The sequence below is a fragment of the Fictibacillus sp. 26RED30 genome (genome assembly GCF_015903845.1).
Taxonomy (GTDB): Bacteria; Bacillota; Bacilli; order Bacillales; family Fictibacillaceae; genus Fictibacillus; species Fictibacillus phosphorivorans.
The window spans coordinates 842,472-862,366 of sequence record NZ_JACZDV010000001.1; the positions used below are offsets into that span (position 1 = coordinate 842,472).

Here is a 19,895-nt window from a genome sequence, read left to right on the forward strand (position 1 = left end):
CAATAGAGACAAGAACTAATTTGTCCCTTAAGGGAGATCTTCAGAAAGAGGTGTTCGCCAGTGAGTTCAATGGACAAAACGATGAAGTTTAACTTCAACGAAGAAGATGCTTATAAGACGAATGTAGAAACTGTCCTGTTTTCTGTTTATGACGCCCTGCAGGATAAAGGATACAACCCTATCAATCAGATTGTAGGTTATTTGCTTTCAGGGGATCCGGCTTATATTCCTCGTCATAATGATGCGAGAAGCATGATTAGAAAACTGGAGCGAGATGAGCTTATTGAGGAGCTTGTAAAATCATATCTATCCACTCAAAAAGAAGGAAGTCGTTAATTTGACAAAAACAATCGGACTGGATGTTGGAACGAAGACAATAGGTGTTGCCGTCTCAGATGCATTGGGATGGACAGCACAAGGAGTCGAAACGATCCGACGCCGTCCTAACAAGCCCCAAGAAGACTATGCAAGGATCCAAGAGCTGATTCAGTTGCATGATATCAGTAAGATCGTAGTAGGTCTTCCAAAGAACATGAATGGTACGATCGGTCCCAGCGGAGAAGCTTGTCAAAACTTTGCAAAAGATATTGAAAGTCTGACAGGTCTTTCGGTTATCCTATGGGATGAGAGGCTGACCACCATGGCAGCTGAAAGAACATTGATTTCAGCTGACGTGAGCCGAAAGAAACGAAAACAGGTGATCGATAAGCTAGCAGCTTCAATCATTCTGCAAGGTTATTTGGACAGCCAACAATAAGAAAAGTAGAGGTGAGCCAATTATGGCAAAAGAAGAACGCGAACGCATCGTTATTCCAGACGAGAATGGAGACGAAAATCTATTTGAAGTTCTATTCAAATTTGATGTGGATCAAACTGGAAAATCATACATGGTGACTATTCCTGTAGCTGATTCAGAAGATGATGATACGGATGAAGTAGAAGTTTTCCCTTTCCGTTATGAAGAAAATGGAGAAGAAGACGATCTTGCTCTATTCCCACTTGAGTCAGATGAAGAATGGGACATGATTGAAGAAATGCTAAACACATTTCAAGATGACGAGTACGAAACAGAACAATAGATGAAACAAAACGGAAGTTGGTTTTCTAACCAACTTCTTTTTTTATTCCATTTTACGGCCAATCTCGACAATTTCTGCTAGTAAACGTATAATTAAACAGGTGGAAAGGGGGAAATATCATGTTACATCTCCAGTCATCTGGGAATTACATAAATGAAAATAAAAGTAAAAAGCGTACCAAAACGATAGTTCTATCCATTTTGTTTCTAATTGTTGCTCTAATCATTGCTGTGGCTATAGGTGCATATTATTATTACAATAAAAATATTGGACCGGTCGATTCAGCTAATAATGAAAAAATTACGGTGGAAATTCCAATTGGTTCTTCCTCTTCAAAAATAGGGCAAGAGCTTGAAAATAAAGGGTTGATCAACAACGGTGATTTCTTCAGACTCTACACAAGAGTTAAAGGAGAAGGCAACTTTCAAGCGGGCATTTACGAACTAACTCCTTCCATGAACCTTTCTGAAATTATTTCAGCACTTAAAGACGGAAAGATGTTTAAGAAGCCAGCTCTAACATTAACGATTCCTGAAGGATATAATGTTCCACAGATCGCAAAATTAATCAGTCAGAAAACGGGTTATAGTGAAGCAGATATTATCAAAAAAATGACTGATAAATCTTATCTGAAACAGCTTCAAGAAAAGTACCCGATCTTACCTGATGATTTGATGAAGGAGGGACTTTATTACCCTCTAGAAGGATTTTTGTTTCCTGCAACTTACGATTTTGATGTAAAAAAACCGGAACTAACAGATGTGATTGATAAGATGGTCGAACAATCTTCTGTTGTTTTAACTAAACATGAAACAGAAATAAAGAATAGCGGTTATTCCCTTTTTCAAATCATTACTTTGTCCTCTCTTATAGAAGAAGAATCTCAGCGTGAAGAAGATCGAAAAAAAATTGCAGGTGTTTTTTATAATCGCTTAAGTAAAGATATGAAACTAGACTCCGATCCAACTGTTAAATACGCAAGAAAGAATTTTGATGTGCAAGTCTTATACGAACATTTAAAGTATGATTCAAAGTACAATACGTATCTTTATAAAGGTATTCCGATTGGACCTATCACTTCACCTGGTGAAAAAGCGATTGAAGCTGCATTGAAACCTGTTAAGATGGAGGAGCTTTTCTTTTATGCAAGACCCAACGGCGAAGTCATCTACACAAAAACATTAAGCGAACATAATGCTGTATATAAAAAATACAGAGACGAATGGAAGGTTTGGCAAGAAAAAGACAATAATTAGGAATGTTTCTGAGGATACTAGTAGGTATTCTCTTTTTTTTATGCTGTACGATCAACTTGTTAAGAAAGCCTATGAAGAGTGTACGATCTTTAATTCCATAGAAAACACTCATAAAGAAATAGGACTCTCGCCTTCAAATAAAGATTATGTTACAATATACCGGTTAGTGTGAAGGAGGCGTGTTACTTTGGTCTCAAAAGAATTGAACCAATATATCGAAAAAATTATTCCAACGCGCTCTGAACAAGTACTAAAAATGGAGCAATACGCGAAAGAGCATAATGTGCCGATCATGGATCTAACAGGTATGGAGACGCTTTTGTCTTATGTTAGATTAAAAAAACCGAAACGTATATTAGAAGTAGGAACAGCGATTGGATATTCCGCCATCCGAATGGCTCTTGCATGTGAGAATGCTGAAGTTATTAGTATTGAAAGAGATGAAGAACGGTACAATATAGCAAAAGATAATGTCAGATCCTTTCATCTAGAGAGCAGAATTACCTTGTTATTTGGAGATGCGAATGAATTGCAGAGCCAAGTAGAAAACTATGCCCCATATGACTTTATTTTTATAGATGCAGCAAAAGGACAATATCAAAACTTTTTTGATCATTATTCCTCCATGCTGTCTCCTGATGGCATCATCGTCACAGATAATGTTCTCTTTAGAGGGTATGTCGCTGATGAAAGCGGCTTAGAGAGTAGAAGACTTCGTTCTCTAGTAAAAAAAATTAGAAGTTTTAACGAATACATGATGCAGCATCCTGACTATCAGTCTTCAATCTTACCGGTTGGAGATGGAATGATGGTGAGTATTAGAAATTCTTAATGGGACATGCAGTTTGGAGGAGTAATCAAAATGGCACAAAAACCAATAGTGATTGGGGTTGCAGGTGGATCTGGATCAGGTAAGACGACGGTAGCGAAAGAAATTTACAGGCAGTTTGCTAACCAATCCATCTTAATCATAGAGCAAGATGCGTATTACAGAGATCAATCAGAAAAATCGATGGAAGAACGATTGGATACGAACTATGATCATCCTCTTGCTTTCGATAATGATCTGTTAATCCAGCACATTTCTTCACTTCTAAAATACGATTCCATCGAAAAACCAGTGTACGACTATACAGCACATACAAGAAGTGATAAAATTATCCCAGTTGATGCTAAAGATGTCATTATACTGGAAGGTATTTTGATCCTTGAAGACGAACGACTACGTGATTTGATGGACATCAAGCTGTTTGTAGACACGGATGCAGATGTTCGTATTATTAGAAGGATGGTTCGAGATATCCGAGACCGTGGAAGAACACTTGAATCTGTTATCGATCAATATACTGCAGTGGTTCGGCCGATGCATAATCAATTCATAGAGCCAACGAAACGATATGCGGATATCATTATCCCAGAAGGCGGTCAGAATCTTGTAGCGATCGACTTAATGGTAACAAAGATTAAGACGATATTGGAAGACAAAGCATTATTGAAAAAATGAGGAACATCATCCTCATTTTTTCGGTATACAGTGACAAATTTCAGTTTTAAGCCATTTGGCAATCAACTAATAACCCATATTTTATACATACCCTAGCCGAATTATCATATAACGTAACAAGGGTACTGATTATTTAAGGAGTGAAAAAACAATGGCAGACGAGAAAAAACACTATATGACCTTAGAAGGTAAAGAGAAGTTAGAGAACGAACTAGAGTTTCTAAAAACAGAACGAAGAAAAGAAGTTGTTGAACGAATTAAAGTAGCTCGTAGTTTTGGAGACCTTTCCGAGAACTCTGAGTATGATGCAGCAAAGGACGAGCAGGCATTTGTAGAAGCTCGTATCGTTCAATTAGAAAAAATGATTCGTGATTCTGTTATTATTGAAGATAATAAAGACCAATCTGATAACGTTTCCATCGGGAAAACAGTTAAGTTTAAAGAGCTTCCAGACGGTGACGAAGAAACTTACATCATCGTAGGTAGTGCAGAAGCGGATCCGTTTGAAGGGAAGATTTCTAACGATTCTCCGATGGCAAAAAGTCTTCTAGGTAAAAAACCGGGAGATAAAGTTTCTGTTCAAACGCCTGGTGGGGAAATCAGTGTTGTTATATTAGAAGTAAAATAAACGTTTCAACCTATTGGAAGACTTGCAGAAATATGCAAGTCTTCTTTTTTTGCAGCCGTTTAGGATCAAAACGACTGGGTGAGAATAGGTGTAAGGTGGTGAGTGTGTGTTATCGAAGAAAAGAACGATGGTAGTAGCACTTTTTTTCCTATTCCTTATCCTTTTTCTCACATATCGGTTAGCTGATATACAGCTGATTTCGACTACTTCCTTTTCCAAGAATAAAGTGAATCTCATACAAGAAAGTGTTGATCAGCGTACACACCGTTTTACGATCAACGATGGTAGAGGTTATTTTCTTGATCGAAATGGTGAGCTGCTTTCAACAGATGTAACAGCTCAGGTCATCGTCTTTCCTAATCTTTACTCGAGTAAATGGCCGATTGATTCTATTGCTGGCATACTGGATATACCAACAAGTAACTTTACAAAAAAAATCAGTGATCTAAAGAAACCATCTGCACTCTCTCTTTCAGAAGAAATCAGTATAGAGCAGATGAATGAGATTAATAAACTAGAGGTTCCTGGACTCTACGCTCAGCTTGTTACAAAACGAAATCCAACTCCTTTCGCAAATCATATCATTGGAGCGGTTGGACAAGATCCGGACCTGATCAAAAGAAAGTATGAAGATAAACTAAAAAAAGGCACGGTTACGATAAGCACAAAAACAGGTAAGAACGGAATGCAATATACGTTTGATCCTTTTTTAATTTCGGAAGGAGAAACAGAATATATCTATCATGTGGATCGTCAAGGACATCCGTTGTTTGGACTTGATGTTAAATTCCGTTCGCAATCGAACCCCCTATATCCTCTTCACGTAAAAACGACGCTAGATAAGAAGATGCAGGAAACGGTAGAAAAAGCACTTGATATTCATGGTGTTGAAGAAGGCGGAGCTGTTTTGCTTGATATTGAAACCAATGAACTGTTGGCGATGTCAAGCAGACCCTTATTTTCAAGTAAGACTATCTATAAACATGTAGATCATATGACATCTCAACAAATTCCTGGTTCTGTATTTAAAATTGTGACAGCAGCTGCTGCTATTGAAGAGAATAAGCTGCAAAACGGTAAGATGTATGATTGTAACCTTAACATCTACGGTAAGAGAGATGAAAGGCAGCTAGGTTTGTTAAATATTGAAGACAGCTTTACCCAGAGCTGCAATAGAACGTTTGGAGATCTAGCGAATGAATTGCAAAAAACAGATTCAGACTATATGAAAAAATATGCAGAAAAGTTAGGTCTACTTACGCAAAATGGATGGCAAGGTGAAGTCTATCATCTAGAAGCATTCTCACATTTCTATAAAGAAGAAGCGGGTCAGATCTACAACTCGAAAAAGAAAGTATCTGACTACGAAAATACTTTGGCGGTATCACAAACTGCCATCGGTCAGCTTGATGTTAAGATCACACCGCTTGCTGTGGCAAATATGATGGCAACGATTGCTAGGGGCGGGGTCAGTTATGAAGTAAAGGCAGCTAAAAGTGTCAATTTTGCTAATGGTACCGAACTGATTAAGTTTGAAGAACACAAGAAAGAAGATGAAAAGTTATCTCCTTATACGATTATGAGACTTCAATCCTTACTGTTAAACGTAGTTAAGAACGAAAAAGGTACAGCACACGCTTTACAGGCACTGCCCTTTCAAGTTGCAGGAAAATCCGGAACCGCCCAAAAAGGAGACGATAAACGGTATAACAATAAATGGTTTGCAGGATACTTTCCGGCGGGTCAACCCCGTTTTGCACTTGTTATCGTAGATTTAAAACACGATACCATTAATCGCACGATTCCTGTATTTAGGGACATCGCAACTGAAATTATGGAAAAATCAAATTGATGGAAGAGATAATCAAAAAAGAGTAATAGGAAATAGTGTTCCTACACCTCCTCCTCGTGGTAAAATAAAAAAAGTATTTTACTGAGGAGGATATTATGAAACGAAACCAACGTTATGAATCAAGACTAGAAAAACGAAAACAAAATCGTTTTTTAAACATAGCAATCGGGTTAGTTGTTTTGCTGATTGTTGTTGTTGCATTTAATCTTTTCTCAGGCGATGATAACGAAACAGCTTCCACGAACAAATCTAATTCTGAAGAAACAACTGAAAACAACGAATCCAATAACCGTTCAATTGAGATGGAAACGGATGATTCAAAGTCAAAAGCTAATGATGAGGATTCTGAGTCTCAGGATAAAGAAGAATCAGCTGAAGATAAAGACAAAGCAGATGAAGAAGCAACAGAAGAAGAAAAGACAGAATCAGAAACGCCTGAAGGTGGAGGTCCTGAAGGTCCATGGCAACCAATCGGAACTTCACAAACAGAACCTCATACAAAGACGTATGATGATGGTTCACAAGACTGGAACGAGATGGTCCAAGCCCTTTCTTATGCGACCAGCATTCCACAAGATCAGATGACCATTTTTTGGTTAGGAAATGGTGGAGGTCCTGATCTTTCAAAAGGTACCGTACAATCGAAAGCCGATGGTAAAAAATATGATGTTATGCTTCAATGGATTCCTGAAAAAGGATGGCAGCCAACGAGTGTGACACCTGTTCAATAAAACGAAGAAAAGCAACCTGTTAATATTACAGGTTGTTTTTTTTTGTTTAACACTCTTTTCAAAAAGATTGTTGCTTTGAACTCCTTGTCACCTTTGAAAATTGATTGGAGTGCAAGGTGCGTGCTTACCACCTGAAATACATCTTCCATGGCATGGGACGAGGGAGCTTACTCCGCTAGCATTTAACTTGTAGACGCAAGAGCAAGGAGCATAAAGGCAGGCAGTTTGAAATGTGGAAAGCGAGCTGCTTTAAAGAGAATGCTGGATCGAAATGAGAAGGCCCTGTCACTTTAGGTGGCAGTGTCTTTTTGGAGTGTACACGTTATGAGTTGAAATTTATTGTTATATGATTAAGGGCAAATTTTATGTGATAACCTAAAATTTTTATGTGATGCCTGCTCTTTTTTATGTGATGTTACTCCATTTTTATAGGATGGTGTATTTTTAGCAGCAGGCCGACCACCATGACTCCATTTTCCATGCACAAATGCCAGCTGCAGAGAGCTGGCCATCACCTAACTCCATTCGTAAAGTCGAAATGTATCTGTAATTTTTGCCAATAGAAAAAGATTTTTCATTTGAAAATTTTTAGTAATTATGATAATTTGGAACCTGTAAGATTTTAATTCATAGTATATTGATAGGAATTATATAAATTAAAAGGTGAGTGTGAAAAATGGGACGAGAATTTATTGATCTGTTTGATGAGTGGTCTTCCTCTTATGACGAAACGGTTTCAGGAAATGATCAGGAATATAAGGAAGTTTTTCATAAATATGATGAAATATTAGAAACGGTTGTTCAACGTTCAGGAAATGTTGTCTTGGAGTTCGGAGTTGGAACAGGCAACTTAAGCGAGAAATTACTTAAAAGCGGTAAACAAGTGATTGGCATTGAGCCGTCAAAAGGGATGCGTGAAAAAGCGTCCGACCGTCATCCAGATCTAACACTTTATGATGGTGACTTTTTATCTTTTCCAAAACTCGATCAAGAGATTGATACTATCGTAAGCACTTATGCGTTCCACCACCTAACAGATGAAGAAAAGGATATTGCAATCGGACAGTATAGCCAGCTGCTTAAAAAGAATGGTAAAATTGTATTTGCAGATACCGCTTATCTTCACGAAGATGATAAAAAAGAGCGTCATGAAAAAGTAAGATCTCAAGGGTTTCTTAACTTGTTAAAAGATTTGCAGACTGAGTATTATACAACCCTCGGAGTACTAGAAGATCTATTTAAGAAACATGACTTTGGGGTTTCGTTCAAAAAACTTAATGAATATGTCTGGCTGATGGAAGCGGTAAAAAAATAGACATTGGAGAATATTATGAAGCGAATTGGAATTATCGGTGCAATGGAAGAAGAAGTTGTTCTGTTGAGAGAGCAATTAGAAGATCTAGAAGAAAATAAGCTAGCAGGTTGTGAATTCTACAAAGGCTTACTCGGTGGTCAAGAAGTCGTGTTATTAAAATCAGGAATCGGAAAAGTAAACGCAGCGATCGGTACTACGTTAATGATCCAGCTTTATGGACCGGACGCTATTTTGAACACGGGATCTGCAGGAGGTTTTCATTCGGATCTAAACGTCGGTGATGTAGTCATCTCAACTGATGTGCGCCATCATGATGTGGATGCAACGATCTTTGGTTATGAGCACGGTCAAGTACCACAGATGCCTCCGAACTACCTTCCTGACGAAAAACTTGTGAATGTAGCTGAGAGAGCTGGAGCGAGAGTAGAAAACATACAAGTTGCAAAAGGTTTGATCGCTTCAGGAGATTCGTTTATGAGTGACCATGCTAGGGTAGAAGATATCAGAGGCAAGTTTCCTGCTCTATTTGCAGCTGAAATGGAAGCCGCAGCTATCGCTCAAACGTGTTATCAATTCAACATTCCTTTTGTGATCATCCGCTCTTTATCAGATATTGCAGGAAAAGATGCACGTGTTTCTTATGACCAATTCTTACAAACAGCATCTAAGAACTCGGCAGAATTAGTACAAAAAATTGTTGAGGAGCTGAAATCATTATGACAAAGAAAATGAATGTAGAAAGCTTTAACCTTGATCATACAAAAGTAGTCGCGCCATATATCCGTTTAGCAGGTACGACAACAGGTGCTAACGGAGATATTATCCATAAGTATGACATCCGTTTTTGTCAGCCGAACAAAGATCATATGCCGATGGAAGGACTTCATTCCATTGAACATTTGATGGCAGAAAACATTCGAAATCACCATTCTACTGTAGTGGATATCAGCCCTATGGGTTGTCAGACTGGTTTTTATCTATCTGTGATCAACCATGATAACTATGATGAGATTTTAGATGTTCTAGAAAAGACGTTGCACGATGTATTAGAAGCTACTGAAGTACCTGCATGTAATGAAGTACAATGTGGCTGGGCAGCTAACCATAGTCTTGAAGGTGCGAAAGAGATCGCGCGCAAGATGCTTGCTAAAAAAGACGAGTGGCATATTGTTTTCGGAGAATAGAGGACGATTTCAATGAAATATTTTAAAAACGTGCATGAGATGATCGGTAATACACCTCTTATGGAGATCACTCAGTTTTCACTTCCAGAAGGTGTTCGTTTATTTGCAAAGCTGGAGTTCATGAACCCTGGTGGAAGTGTGAAAGATCGGTTAGGTTTGGAGCTGTTAGATGCAGCCCTAGCTAAAGGTGATCTTGTGCAAGGTGGAACGATCATCGAGCCTACAGCAGGAAATACTGGGATCGGTCTAGCTCTTGCTGCGATCAATAAGGGTATAAACGTAATCTTTGTTATTCCAGAAAAATTTAGTATTGAAAAACAAGAGCTTATGAAAGCATTGGGTGCGACTATCGTTCATACTCCTACTGTCGATGGAATAAAAGGAGCGATAAAAAGAACAAAGGAATTGCTGAATGAGATTCCGAATTCTTTTTCTCCTTCTCAATTTTCTAATCCGGATAACCCAAACACTTACTACAAAACATTAGGTCCAGAAATCTGGGATGCGCTTGATGGTCATGTAGATGTTTTTGTAGCCGGGGCGGGTACAGGTGGTACGTTCATGGGTACAGCTCGCTATTTAAAAGAAAAGAACGAAAACGTGAAGACGGTTATAGTTGAACCTGAAGGCTCTATTCTAAATGGTGGAGAATCCGGACCTCATAAGACAGAAGGTATCGGTATGGAATTTCTGCCCGACTATATGGACCCATCCTATTTCAAAAGCATCCATACAGTCATGGATGTAGATGCGTTCCAAAGAGTCGCTGAACTAGCTAAAAAAGAAGGTCTTCTTGTCGGAAGTTCTTCAGGAGCAGCGTTACACGCAGCCCTAATTGAAGCACAAACAGCACAACGAGGACAAAATATTGTCACGATATTTGCTGACAGCTCAGAGCGATATTTAAGCAAGAAAATTTATGAAGGAGGCATCTGATAATGAAACGTAAAACAAAATTGATCCACGGAGGCATTCCTTCTGATAAGACAACAGGAGCTGTGTCTTTTCCGATCTATCAAGTAAGCACATACAAGCAAGAAGATGTAGGAGTGCATAGCGGATTTGAATATTCTCGTACAGGAAATCCTACAAGACATGCGTTAGAAGAACTGATTAAAGACTTAGAAGGAGGCAAACGCGGGTTTGCGTTTGGTTCTGGTATGGCTGCTATTACAGCTGTTATGATGTTATTTGATTCTGGTGATCATGTTATTCTAACAGATGATGTATACGGCGGTACGTATCGTGTGATGACGAAGGTATTAAACCGTCTTGGAATCGATTCAACGTTCGTGGATACAACAGACATTGAACAGATCGAAGCGGCATTAAAACCGAACACAAAAGCGGTCTATGTAGAAACACCAACAAATCCACTATTAAAGGTTACAGACATTGAAGCTGTAGCTTCTTGGGCAAAAGCGAAAAACCTTCTGTTCATGGTAGATAACACGTTTAACACACCATATTGGCAAAATCCGATCGAATTAGGTGCAGATATTGTTCTTCACTCTGCAACGAAATATATCGGCGGCCATAGTGACGTTGTAGCTGGCCTAGTCGTGGTAAACGACGAAAAGCTAGGAGAAGACCTTCATTTTATACAAAACTCAACAGGCGGCGTTCTGGGGCCACAAGATTCATGGTTGCTCATTCGCGGTATCAAAACACTTGGGTTGCGTATGGAAGCTCACGAAAACAATACGAAAAAAATCGTTGAATTTTTAAAATCTCACCCAGCGGTAGAGAAAATTTATTACCCAGGACTAGAAGATCACCCTCAGCACGAGATTGCTAAGAAACAATCTGGTGGTTTGGGTGGTATGGTATCCTTTGATGTTGGTTCACAAGCGAATGCTGATGCACTTCTGAAAAAGGTAAAATACTTCACACTTGCAGAAAGCTTAGGAGCAGTTGAGAGTTTGATCTCCGTTCCTGCTCGTATGACACATGCATCTATTCCCGCAGAACGTAGAGCAGAACTAGGAATCACAGATGGATTGGTCCGTATCTCTGTTGGTATTGAAGATGCTGACGATTTGATCGATGATCTGAAAAATGCTTTAAGTTAAATGAGGAACACAAAGGGTAGAACAAGTGCTTTAACCGGCACTTGTTCTTTTTTTGTTTGCGTGTGTTGATAAGTCAACATCTATGGAAGAATGAAAAAAGCCTTTTCGATTGCATAGGTGAGGGGTATAAAATACATTACAACTGAAGAAATATGTAAACTCGCCGGATTAATTCCAAAATTTTCAGTAATAATTCAAGATTTTGCTGAATTATTACTTTGAATCCCCCGCAGGGTACACTGCTAACAGTTTTAGAGGCCCTTTGAACCATTTTGATTCTAATTAATAAAAGATATATTCACCTTCCATTTAAGGCATACGATGCAAATTTTTGATCACAATTTAGACAAATTTACTTCACGCTTTTGTCAAAATCTACTTGGTAGAATAGGGTCTTACCTATGTTATCCTTTATATAGAGATTAGGAGTAGGAGGTAGACACCGCTATGAAAAACAATGCTGAATTCATTCAAAAGAAAATCGCTGACTACCAGCGCTTCGGTTTTATTTTATTGGCTGTTAGCACGTTCTTTTATTTAGGACTAGTACTTCCTGTTGAAGACAAAAACTTTGTTCAATCCATCACATTAGGTATTGCATCGACAACATGTTTGGGATTCACTGCACTTATGTATAACGTTGTAAGAAAGTGCAAAACACAATTACAAGAATTAAGTGAATAAACCATATAAATAATTTCATGTACCGTCCCTTAAGCAGGGGCGGTATTTTTTATGTTCTTAATCGTATTTGAAAAAGTGTCTTCACTCGCTACACCTCATAAAAAGAAAGCGATTACGCAATCACTTGAACTAAATCGTTAACAAAGCTTAATTCTTCAGTCTTTCATGTCACCTAAAGAAGTTTTAGTTTAACTAGTTTATTCCGTTAGAACAATCGGGTATGGATACAGAACGGCCGAAGAAGGTCATAATAAGTTTTAACAATCTATATTAAAGAAAGAAGTGGAGTTAGTGGGTATCATCTGGGCACTTATTACAGCAGTCTGCTGGGGAAGTATCGTCTTAGTGAGCGAAAAACTTGGCGGAGATTTTCACAGTCAAACATTTGGAATGACATTAGGAGCTCTACTGTTTTCAATTGTTGCATTCTTTATCGTTCAGCCGGATCTTGATATTACAGTTTTTGCGATCGGTATCGTTTCAGGGATCTTCTGGGTGATCGGACAGCGAAACCAATTTGCTAGTGTTGATTATTTAGGGGTTTCTAAAATCGTTCCTCTTTCAACAGGTATGCAGTTGTTCGGAACAACATTGTTTGGTGTTATCGTTTTTCATGAATGGAAAACAACAACAGAAATTATCATCGGAATCATTGCAATCTGTGCAATCATAGCAGGAGCGTTATTAACATCAAGAAGAAGTGAACAAGGTGACCAAAAAGATAAACAAAACTTTAAAAAAGGACTCACCATCCTTCTTATATCAACGATCGGATATGTTACATATGTCGTTATTATCAGATGGTTTGAAGTAAACGGATGGCAAGCTATCTTACCTCAAGCCGTAGGGATGTTTATTGGCGCGCTCGTTTTATCTTTTAAACATAAACCGTTTAATAAGTATTCTGTGCGCAATATTTTAACAGGACTGATTTGGAGCACTGGTAATCTGACTTTACTGCTGTCATTGCCTCTGATTGGAATCGCGACAAGCTTTTCGCTTTCACAGACCGGTATCATCATATCAACACTCGGAGGAATCTTTTTATTAGGTGAAAAAAGAAGTAAGAAAGAGATCATCTGGGTGATCTCAGGTTGTGTACTTATCATAGCGGGTGGTGTCATGTTAGGATTTACAAAATCATAGAGGAGCTGAAGAGGATGTATCCAGATTTAAAAGGAAAAACGGTTATAATCACAGGTGCAGCAACAGGCATCGGTAAAGCATGTGCACTAAGATTCGGACAAGAAGAAGCTAATGTTGTCATTAACTTTCATTCAGATAAACAGATTAAAGAAACGAATGAAATGATTAAGGAGATAAAGAATAGCGGTGGAAATGCAATTGCTGTTCAAGGGGATGTAACAAAAGAAAGTGACATCAAACACCTGATTGAGAAAACAATCAATGAGTTTGGGTCGCTAGACATTATGATTAACAACGCTGGAATTGAAAATGAAGTTCCTTCACATGAGCTCACATTAGAGGATTGGAACAAAGTCATATCTACGAATTTAACAGGTCAATTTTTAGGTTGTAGAGAAGCGATTGACTATTTTTTGAAGCATGACATCCAAGGAGCTATAATCAATATGTCGAGTGTACATGAGATCATTCCATGGCCACATTTTGTACATTACGCAGCAAGTAAGGGCGGAATAAAGCTGATGACACAAACCCTCGCACTTGAATATGCTCCTAAGCGTATCCGAATCAACGGCATTGCGCCGGGTGCCATCAATACACCGATTAATGCAGAAAAGTTTTCAGATCCAAAACAAAAAGAAGGCGTTTTAAAGTTAATACCTATGGGCTATATCGGGGAGCCAGAGGAAATTGCAGCGACCGCAGTTTGGCTAGCCTCAAACCAAGCAAGTTATGTTACAGGTCTAACACTAATTGCCGATGGCGGAATGACATTATATCCAGGGTTTCAAGCTGGAAAAGGGTAAAAGAAAAAGTCCACTTTATAGAAGTGGACTTTTTCACGTTTATAATAGGATTCCAGTTAACGTACCTAAACAAAGTAAAATACCAAAAGCCATATGAAGAAGTGCAGTTAAACCAAGCGCCTTGTTTAACTCTTTAGCATCCCATGTGGATATCGCAATCTTTAACCCTTTTAACGCGATGGGAAGGGTAATCGCCGCGATTAGACTCCAAAGCGGTAAGATGTCTAAGAATATAAGAGCTAATAAACTTACGTACGTACCAAGCATTAAGACATAGTATTCTAGTCGTGATGCTTTTCTTCCGATCAAACCAGCGATAGTGGTTTTGCCGATCTGCTTATCTGTATCGAAATCACGCAAGTTGTTAGCATGAAGGATAGCCATAACAAGAAGAGCGTTAGGGATAGCAGCTAAAAAGATTTCTGTGTTTAACGTTAATGTTTGTGTGTAGAACGAACCAACAACTGCGAGAATACCTAGCGTACTTCCAGATGCGATCTCACCTAGTCCGTTGTAAGCAAGCGCATAACGAGTAGCTGTGTAAAAGTACCCTACAAGTAATGAAGGAATCCCGAAATAAAGAACAACAGGGCCGGTAAGTGCAGTTAAAATAAGTCCCACAATAATACTTAGACCAAAGAAAATAAGTCCTGTGATATATACTTGCCGCGGAGTCATCTCTTTTCGGTCGATGACGCCTGATGGGCTCAACGAACCAGGAATATCCGCACCTTTTACATGATCAAAATAATCGTTCACTAAGTTCGTTCCGCACTGTAGAAAAACAGCACCAATAAGTGTTAGAAAAAAAGTAGTCCAATGAATGCTTGTCCACTGCAATGCAAGAATTGTCCCGAAGATAACGGGAATGACAGATGCTGTTAATGAAAAAGGCCGTGTTGAAGCAAAGATGACCTTAGGATGTATCATTTGTGTTTCCCCCTTTACACTCATAATTATAGTAAAAGTTTGTGAAAGTGTACACATAATTATCTTATGTAGGTATTGCCTATTTATAGAAAACCTATCCAATTTTTGTGAACTTTCGATTTCACATGCATATACTTATCTAGGATAAAAAAACTCTTTACACAACTTGGTAAATAGTGTAAGGTTTTCTAAGTAAAGTAATTTATAAAAAAGGAGGTTGAACAAAATGATGATGTACATTGATCCGATCTACCAACTGAATAAATTTTTACGTTCGACCGCCAATCAGAGCAGTATGTCTATTTAACTTATTTAAAAGACACCGCAGGTCGAATGCCTGCGGTTTTTTGTGTGCTTTTTTAACACCGCAGGGGTTATTCTGCGGTGTTTTTTTATACAACTTAAAGGAGGAGAAGAAAATGATAATGATTGGAATTACACTGCTGACTTGGCTTTTAACGGAGAAAGATTCAACCTGAGGGAAAAAATACGATTGAAACGAAGGAGCTAAAAAAGATATGTTTACACTACATTTGTTTTTTGTAACGATTACCTTTTCTATTAAGAGGAACAGTCGATCTGATGAGCTTTACGCTCGTGATAGGGAAGTAAAAACACTTTATGATCGTGCTAAAGAAAAAGCATCTAATAATTTGTCTTCATGGCTGTAAAAAGTAGCGCGTGCCGGTTCGGCATGCGCTATTTTTTTATACAAGAAGGCAAGAAATAAGATAGGTTATCGGTTATCGCATTTCCAATACGATATCCAAAAGCGCTTGGTTTTCCGTTAATGATAAATGTACCTGTCATTCGGTAGCCTTCTTGAACACCTTTATGAGATTGGAAAGCCATCTTAGGAAGTGGTACATGCTTTTGATAAACACTTACATAGTTGTCATAACTCTGATGTTTGTCTTGATCAATGATGCTGCCGACACCATCAAAAATACGAACTGTATCTCCTTCTCTACCAAAAACGGGCTTTTGCACATACTTTTCTTTGTTTTTCAAAAATGGATCAGGTTCAAGGTAAGTAGGTAAAAAATAGCGTTCGATCCATTCGTGTTCCTCACTAGAAAAGTAAGGAGATCGTGCCTCATGTAATCCCCATATGACGGCTAAGATGGCTTTGCTCTGTAATAAAAAGGCTGATGGTGGATTAATGATAGCCAATTTGTTTTGAACCACAAGCTGTGTTAACTGTAACCCTATATCCTCGTTTGTTACTTTATCTACATCTTGAATAAGAAGCTCGATCGGAAATGTTTGTCTATATAAAACATCAATTTTTTTCCCGTTTTGATCGAATAAACCAATTCCTTTTCGTATGACCAATTCTTCTAAAGGGACAAACTGAGAAGGAAATCCTGAAAGTTTCTTTAAATAAAGAACAGTTTGTTTGTCTTCGATGTTTTCTTCATGTGCTGTAAAAACGATATGTGGGGCATGCTCTGTTTGTAAGTGTCGATACGCACTCAAGATGGAGGAGCGTACAGCGTCCTTTAATTGTTTTTCTTTGTCTTCGTTAGGATCGCGATATCCGTGTTGTTTACAGATCAATCCGTTCACCTTAAAACATTCATAAATAAATGTGGGCGTATCACTGTTAAACTCCATTATCTTATGTCCTTCAGGTGTTTCGATCGAATCAATCCTACCAATTACCGTTTTCGCTAATGGCGTTTGATAGCGTAGAAACGAATTAAGAACCTCTGGGAAACCTAGAAGCTGCAAGGTATCATCTTCAATATTTTCAGATTGCAGGAGGGAAGCGGTCTTAAACAGGATATGACCGCCTCTTTCGCCAAGCAGTTTCGCATCATTTACAGCGTCTTCTGAAATTTCAGCTGGTTCGTATAAAGCATATTCTTGGCCATACATATCGGCCCAAAATTCAGGTAGCTGATTATAAAATTTTTGTCTATTATCTATATAGGTCATGCGTGTGATTACCTCCAAAACATACATTTAGAACTGTAAACTGGTATGATAAACATAACAAATTATAAAGAGGATGAAAATAATGGAACTCACTTATTTTATCGAAAGAGACAACGAATATGAAGCCTTCTTAACGTATAAGATTCCTGAAAACATGCATAACGATGAAAAATATGCGCGGCAGCTCTGTGAATTTTTTGTAACAGGTGGAAAAGAGTACGAGCTTCAATCGAATGAGATGAAAGGTAGCGAAGAGATCTTAATCATAAAAGAAGTAGGAGCAGCGCGAAGATTTACAGAGGAAATGAGTTATAAAGGAAGAGGAATATTTTTAGAATTCCGCTCTTATAACTCTTCAGGAGATATGCCTGTACTTCATACGCAAGCTTTAAACAGCCATTGGGATGTTATCCGTTATTTATTAAAAGACGTAGTAGATATACCTGGTAATGGACAGTATTTACGTGATTCAGCTGAAATAGATGAAGACCGTGCTGTTTATGTGATGTATGTCGGAGATAAAATTTAAGCATGTGGCAGATGCCACATGCTTTTTCTTTTAATATGTAAGACACTGAGCGATAACCCAACCAACGGAAATACTTAAAAACATGACAAGAAGTCCAACCGCTTTATTATCCGCATCGATTGCTTTTGAGATGCTTGAACGAATCGCTAGGTGTTCTGCTACGAATAAAGCTACGATCTGAGCGATGATTCCCACTGATCCCCAAATCAGCAAATCAACAATGCTCAATGAATTTGCGATCGATGATCCAATGACAAAAGCAAGGCCAAAAAGTCGACCGCCAAGTGATAAAGCAGCTGCGCAATTTCCTTTACTGATTAATTGAAGTTCTTTCGTTTTTGTTGTTAATTCAAATATAATAAAGCCGACAAAAAGTAATCCAAGTCCTGTTGCCGCATAAAGGGCAAAATTAAGAAATAAGTTCTCCATCTTCACAACTCCTCATGATTTATCCGCCAAATCCTTTACTTCCTCCGAAGCCAGATCCACCGCCTTTGAAACTCGAACTACTTTTGTAGGATTATAAGCAGAACTTTTTAATAAGCTGTTCTTTCCTTTGTAGTAACTTCCGCCGTGGTAATAGTGACCGAAATAGCGAGAACCGGTATCATCACATTCATATACCCCATCGTCTTCATCCCATTCCCAATCTTGGCATTCCGTATCAGTTGGCTCTGGTGGGATATCTTGTGCTTGGTCGTTACAGCCAGAGAGCATAACTGCAACAGATGCAGAGGATACACCTGCAATAAGCTTTTTTGTTTTATTCATATCTTCACCTCATTCCATGCTCCATTATAGTATGGATTTCTTCATAATTGAACCATTTATTTCTAGTACGATTTAAAAAATAAAAAGGTTCCCAGGTTTTTAAAGATGTACAGACACACCCAAGCCCAGCACCGCATACTGTTAAGGGAATAGAGAATCGTCTTGGAGGTGCTGTCATGTCATTAGTAGGTGTGTTGGCTTACTTTTTTAAGGAAGTTATGCTTTTTGTATCATACGTTAAAAATAATGCATTTCCCCAGCCCCTGTCTGAAAATGAAGAAAAGCAGTACTTAAAAGAGATGGCCGAAGGAAACGAACATGCTAGAGCCATGTTGATCGAGCACAACTTAAGGCTTGTTGCGCATATCGTGAAAAAATTTGAAAACACAGGTGAAGATACGGAAGACTTAATATCAATTGGGACGATCGGATTGATAAAAGCTATTGAGAGCTATTCGAGAGGAAAGGGTACGAAGCTTGCTACGTATGCAGCTCGGTGTATAGAGAACGAGATCTTAATGCATTTAAGAGCTCTAAAGAAAACGAAGAAAGATGTTTCCCTTCATGACCCGATCGGAACGGATAAAGAGGGAAATGAGATCACATTGATCGATGTGTTAAAAGCGGAAACTGAAGATGTTGTTGATGCCATCCAATTAAAGATGCAGAAAAAGAAAATATACGACTACATTCATGTATTAGATGACCGAGAAAAAGAAGTGATCGTAGGACGATTTGGACTCGATCTTCAAAAAGAAAAAACACAGCGTGAGATCGCAAAACAGCTAGGGATTTCTAGAAGTTATGTCTCAAGAATCGAAAAGCGAGCGCTCATGAAGCTTTTTCATGAATTCTACCGCAGCCGACAGCAATCAGAACGATAGTTATTTATCTTTAAGAAGACTGGTAACAATTACAGTCTTTTTATTTTTTTATTCGGACAAACTAAAGAAAAAAAGGAGTTTTTATATATGGCAAGAAGAAAGCGTCAACCCATCGTCCCAGAAGCTAGAGAAGGGCTTGATCGGTTAAAAGCGAAAGTGATGAGAGAAGCAGGTTACAACGTTTCAGATCAGTCACCAGATGATGTGAAGTATGAAGTAGCAAGAGACATGGGTGTGAACTTGCAAAAAGGATATAACGGTACGATCACGTCAAAAGACGCCGGAAAAGTAGGCGGACAGATTGGCGGGAGAATGGTAAAAGAACTCATTCAGCAGGCAAAAGCGAATTTAGGCAAGCAAGTACGATAACTTGGTGTTTAGATATACAAAATAGGGAATAGAATAGGAAAAAAACCAGGAGGGGTTCTTATGCAAGACGCTGTACTTTATGGATCATTCGTAGTAATGCTGGCCTATTTTGTCTATGTTTCAATCGCAGAATAATGTGAAGCTCTCCTTGCTAAGGAGAGCTTCATTTTTTATGTTCGTAAGATTTACATAAAAAAATAAATCAAAAAAATAA

At 38.4% G+C, this 19,895-nt stretch carries 25 protein-coding genes; 21 read left to right on the top strand and 4 right to left on the bottom strand.

What is annotated here, in order from left to right; genetic code table 11:
* Positions 1 to 60: 60 nt before the first annotated feature.
* The 17 genes from IHV11_RS04155 (at position 61) to IHV11_RS04235 (ending at position 14,257) form a co-directional block, all read left to right on the top strand.
* Positions 61 to 336, top strand: a complete 276-nt coding sequence (locus IHV11_RS04155; protein WP_144698881.1) for an IreB family regulatory phosphoprotein — start codon at positions 61 to 63, stop codon at positions 334 to 336.
* 1 nt (position 337) lies between these two features.
* Positions 338 to 757: a Holliday junction resolvase RuvX gene (gene ruvX / locus IHV11_RS04160; protein ID WP_197193783.1), complete on the top strand. Its 420-nt coding sequence runs from the start codon at positions 338 to 340 to the stop codon at positions 755 to 757.
* 22 nt (positions 758 to 779) lie between these two features.
* A complete protein-coding gene (locus tag IHV11_RS04165) occupies positions 780 to 1,079 on the top strand; it encodes a DUF1292 domain-containing protein (protein WP_197133401.1) in 300 nt (99 codons plus the stop codon).
* Between the two features lie 119 nt (positions 1,080 to 1,198).
* On the top strand, positions 1,199 to 2,335 hold the full coding sequence (gene mltG, locus IHV11_RS04170; protein ID WP_197193784.1) for an endolytic transglycosylase MltG: 1,137 nt from the start codon (positions 1,199 to 1,201) through the stop codon (positions 2,333 to 2,335).
* 187 nt (positions 2,336 to 2,522) lie between these two features.
* Positions 2,523 to 3,167 carry an O-methyltransferase gene (locus IHV11_RS04175; protein ID WP_231618308.1) on the top strand — a complete coding sequence of 215 codons (645 nt, stop codon included), beginning with the start codon at positions 2,523 to 2,525 and terminating at the stop codon, positions 3,165 to 3,167.
* Positions 3,168 to 3,197: 30 nt separating this feature from the next.
* Positions 3,198 to 3,839, top strand: coding sequence for a uridine kinase (gene udk, locus IHV11_RS04180; RefSeq protein ID WP_153237761.1), 642 nt, complete (start codon positions 3,198 to 3,200; stop codon positions 3,837 to 3,839).
* A gap of 151 nt (positions 3,840 to 3,990) precedes the next feature.
* Positions 3,991 to 4,467: a transcription elongation factor GreA gene (gene greA, locus IHV11_RS04185; RefSeq protein ID WP_144698889.1), complete on the top strand. Its 477-nt coding sequence runs from the start codon at positions 3,991 to 3,993 to the stop codon at positions 4,465 to 4,467.
* A gap of 106 nt (positions 4,468 to 4,573) precedes the next feature.
* Positions 4,574 to 6,319, top strand: coding sequence for a peptidoglycan D,D-transpeptidase FtsI family protein (locus IHV11_RS04190; protein ID WP_197193785.1), 1,746 nt, complete (start codon positions 4,574 to 4,576; stop codon positions 6,317 to 6,319).
* Positions 6,320 to 6,414: 95 nt separating this feature from the next.
* Positions 6,415 to 7,050 (top strand): YrrS family protein, encoded by a 636-nt coding sequence (locus tag IHV11_RS04195; RefSeq protein ID WP_197193786.1) that lies wholly within the window; start codon positions 6,415 to 6,417, stop codon positions 7,048 to 7,050.
* A 676-nt stretch (positions 7,051 to 7,726) separates the two neighbouring features.
* Positions 7,727 to 8,365 carry a class I SAM-dependent methyltransferase gene (locus tag IHV11_RS04200; RefSeq protein ID WP_197193787.1) on the top strand — a complete coding sequence of 213 codons (639 nt, stop codon included), beginning with the start codon at positions 7,727 to 7,729 and terminating at the stop codon, positions 8,363 to 8,365.
* A gap of 15 nt (positions 8,366 to 8,380) precedes the next feature.
* Positions 8,381 to 9,085 carry a 5'-methylthioadenosine/S-adenosylhomocysteine nucleosidase gene (gene mtnN / locus IHV11_RS04205; protein WP_197193788.1) on the top strand — a complete coding sequence of 235 codons (705 nt, stop codon included), beginning with the start codon at positions 8,381 to 8,383 and terminating at the stop codon, positions 9,083 to 9,085.
* Positions 9,082 to 9,549 carry an S-ribosylhomocysteine lyase gene (locus IHV11_RS04210; RefSeq protein ID WP_197133381.1) on the top strand — a complete coding sequence of 156 codons (468 nt, stop codon included), beginning with the start codon at positions 9,082 to 9,084 and terminating at the stop codon, positions 9,547 to 9,549. Before mtnN ends, IHV11_RS04210 begins: the two co-directional genes overlap by 4 nt.
* Before the next feature lie 12 nt (positions 9,550 to 9,561).
* The gene (locus IHV11_RS04215; protein WP_197193789.1) at positions 9,562 to 10,485 is read left to right on the top strand and encodes a PLP-dependent cysteine synthase family protein; all 924 of its coding nucleotides are present in this window, start codon (positions 9,562 to 9,564) and stop codon (positions 10,483 to 10,485) included.
* Between the two features lie 2 nt (positions 10,486 to 10,487).
* On the top strand, positions 10,488 to 11,621 hold the full coding sequence (locus tag IHV11_RS04220; RefSeq protein ID WP_197193790.1) for a bifunctional cystathionine gamma-lyase/homocysteine desulfhydrase: 1,134 nt from the start codon (positions 10,488 to 10,490) through the stop codon (positions 11,619 to 11,621).
* A 447-nt stretch (positions 11,622 to 12,068) separates the two neighbouring features.
* Positions 12,069 to 12,305: a YrhC family protein gene (locus IHV11_RS04225; protein WP_191751792.1), complete on the top strand. Its 237-nt coding sequence runs from the start codon at positions 12,069 to 12,071 to the stop codon at positions 12,303 to 12,305.
* 291 nt (positions 12,306 to 12,596) lie between these two features.
* Positions 12,597 to 13,451, top strand: a complete 855-nt coding sequence (locus IHV11_RS04230) for a GRP family sugar transporter (protein ID WP_197193791.1) — start codon at positions 12,597 to 12,599, stop codon at positions 13,449 to 13,451.
* A gap of 14 nt (positions 13,452 to 13,465) precedes the next feature.
* A complete protein-coding gene (locus tag IHV11_RS04235) occupies positions 13,466 to 14,257 on the top strand; it encodes a glucose-1-dehydrogenase (protein WP_197193792.1) in 792 nt (263 codons plus the stop codon).
* Between the two features lie 39 nt (positions 14,258 to 14,296).
* Here the strand turns inward: IHV11_RS04235 and menA are convergent, their stop codons facing one another.
* A complete protein-coding gene (gene menA, locus IHV11_RS04240; RefSeq protein WP_197193793.1) occupies positions 14,297 to 15,187 on the bottom strand; it encodes a 1,4-dihydroxy-2-naphthoate octaprenyltransferase in 891 nt (296 codons plus the stop codon).
* Between the two features lie 518 nt (positions 15,188 to 15,705).
* Between menA and IHV11_RS04245 the strand changes: the two genes are divergently transcribed.
* A complete protein-coding gene (locus IHV11_RS04245; protein ID WP_137788799.1) occupies positions 15,706 to 15,858 on the top strand; it encodes a YrzI family small protein in 153 nt (50 codons plus the stop codon).
* 28 nt (positions 15,859 to 15,886) lie between these two features.
* On the opposite strand, the gene IHV11_RS04250 is transcribed toward IHV11_RS04245, so the two are convergent.
* Complete coding sequence (locus tag IHV11_RS04250) at positions 15,887 to 17,128, bottom strand: glutathionylspermidine synthase family protein (RefSeq protein ID WP_197193794.1); 1,242 nt, start codon at positions 17,126 to 17,128, stop codon at positions 15,887 to 15,889.
* Positions 17,129 to 17,210: 82 nt separating this feature from the next.
* Between IHV11_RS04250 and IHV11_RS04255 the strand changes: the two genes are divergently transcribed.
* Positions 17,211 to 17,657: an RNA helicase gene (locus IHV11_RS04255; RefSeq protein WP_231620187.1), complete on the top strand. Its 447-nt coding sequence runs from the start codon at positions 17,211 to 17,213 to the stop codon at positions 17,655 to 17,657.
* A 30-nt stretch (positions 17,658 to 17,687) separates the two neighbouring features.
* On the opposite strand, the gene IHV11_RS04260 is transcribed toward IHV11_RS04255, so the two are convergent.
* Both IHV11_RS04260 and IHV11_RS04265 read right to left on the bottom strand, forming a co-directional pair.
* On the bottom strand, positions 17,688 to 18,086 hold the full coding sequence (locus tag IHV11_RS04260; protein ID WP_197133361.1) for a DUF350 domain-containing protein: 399 nt from the start codon (positions 18,084 to 18,086) through the stop codon (positions 17,688 to 17,690).
* 12 nt (positions 18,087 to 18,098) lie between these two features.
* Positions 18,099 to 18,428, bottom strand: coding sequence for an aminotransferase yhxA (locus tag IHV11_RS04265; protein WP_370568621.1), 330 nt, complete (start codon positions 18,426 to 18,428; stop codon positions 18,099 to 18,101).
* A 176-nt stretch (positions 18,429 to 18,604) separates the two neighbouring features.
* On the opposite strand from IHV11_RS04265, the gene sigK reads away from it, so the two are divergent.
* Complete coding sequence (gene sigK, locus IHV11_RS04270) at positions 18,605 to 19,312, top strand: RNA polymerase sporulation sigma factor SigK (protein ID WP_066237772.1); 708 nt, start codon at positions 18,605 to 18,607, stop codon at positions 19,310 to 19,312.
* Positions 19,313 to 19,399: 87 nt separating this feature from the next.
* Positions 19,400 to 19,681, top strand: coding sequence for an alpha/beta-type small acid-soluble spore protein (locus IHV11_RS04275; RefSeq protein WP_197191426.1), 282 nt, complete (start codon positions 19,400 to 19,402; stop codon positions 19,679 to 19,681).
* Positions 19,682 to 19,895 lie beyond the last annotated feature (214 nt).

Coding starts and splice junctions, on each gene's coding strand:
- IHV11_RS04165 (WP_197133401.1), top strand. CDS start 780: ATGGCAAAAGAAGAACGCGAACGCATCGTTATTCCAGACGAGAATGGA.
- mltG (WP_197193784.1), top strand. CDS start 1,199: ATGTTACATCTCCAGTCATCTGGGAATTACATAAATGAAAATAAAAGT.
- udk (WP_153237761.1), top strand. CDS start 3,198: ATGGCACAAAAACCAATAGTGATTGGGGTTGCAGGTGGATCTGGATCA.
- greA (WP_144698889.1), top strand. CDS start 3,991: ATGGCAGACGAGAAAAAACACTATATGACCTTAGAAGGTAAAGAGAAG.
- IHV11_RS04195 (WP_197193786.1), top strand. CDS start 6,415: ATGAAACGAAACCAACGTTATGAATCAAGACTAGAAAAACGAAAACAA.
- IHV11_RS04200 (WP_197193787.1), top strand. CDS start 7,727: ATGGGACGAGAATTTATTGATCTGTTTGATGAGTGGTCTTCCTCTTAT.
- mtnN (WP_197193788.1), top strand. CDS start 8,381: ATGAAGCGAATTGGAATTATCGGTGCAATGGAAGAAGAAGTTGTTCTG.
- IHV11_RS04210 (WP_197133381.1), top strand. CDS start 9,082: ATGACAAAGAAAATGAATGTAGAAAGCTTTAACCTTGATCATACAAAA.
- IHV11_RS04215 (WP_197193789.1), top strand. CDS start 9,562: ATGAAATATTTTAAAAACGTGCATGAGATGATCGGTAATACACCTCTT.
- IHV11_RS04220 (WP_197193790.1), top strand. CDS start 10,488: ATGAAACGTAAAACAAAATTGATCCACGGAGGCATTCCTTCTGATAAG.
- IHV11_RS04225 (WP_191751792.1), top strand. CDS start 12,069: ATGAAAAACAATGCTGAATTCATTCAAAAGAAAATCGCTGACTACCAG.
- IHV11_RS04235 (WP_197193792.1), top strand. CDS start 13,466: ATGTATCCAGATTTAAAAGGAAAAACGGTTATAATCACAGGTGCAGCA.
- menA (WP_197193793.1), bottom strand. CDS start 15,187: ATGATACATCCTAAGGTCATCTTTGCTTCAACACGGCCTTTTTCATTA.
- IHV11_RS04245 (WP_137788799.1), top strand. CDS start 15,706: ATGTTTACACTACATTTGTTTTTTGTAACGATTACCTTTTCTATTAAG.
- IHV11_RS04250 (WP_197193794.1), bottom strand. CDS start 17,128: ATGACCTATATAGATAATAGACAAAAATTTTATAATCAGCTACCTGAA.
- IHV11_RS04255 (WP_231620187.1), top strand. CDS start 17,211: ATGGAACTCACTTATTTTATCGAAAGAGACAACGAATATGAAGCCTTC.
- IHV11_RS04260 (WP_197133361.1), bottom strand. CDS start 18,086: ATGGAGAACTTATTTCTTAATTTTGCCCTTTATGCGGCAACAGGACTT.
- IHV11_RS04265 (WP_370568621.1), bottom strand. CDS start 18,428: ATGAATAAAACAAAAAAGCTTATTGCAGGTGTATCCTCTGCATCTGTT.
- sigK (WP_066237772.1), top strand. CDS start 18,605: ATGTCATTAGTAGGTGTGTTGGCTTACTTTTTTAAGGAAGTTATGCTT.
- IHV11_RS04275 (WP_197191426.1), top strand. CDS start 19,400: ATGGCAAGAAGAAAGCGTCAACCCATCGTCCCAGAAGCTAGAGAAGGG.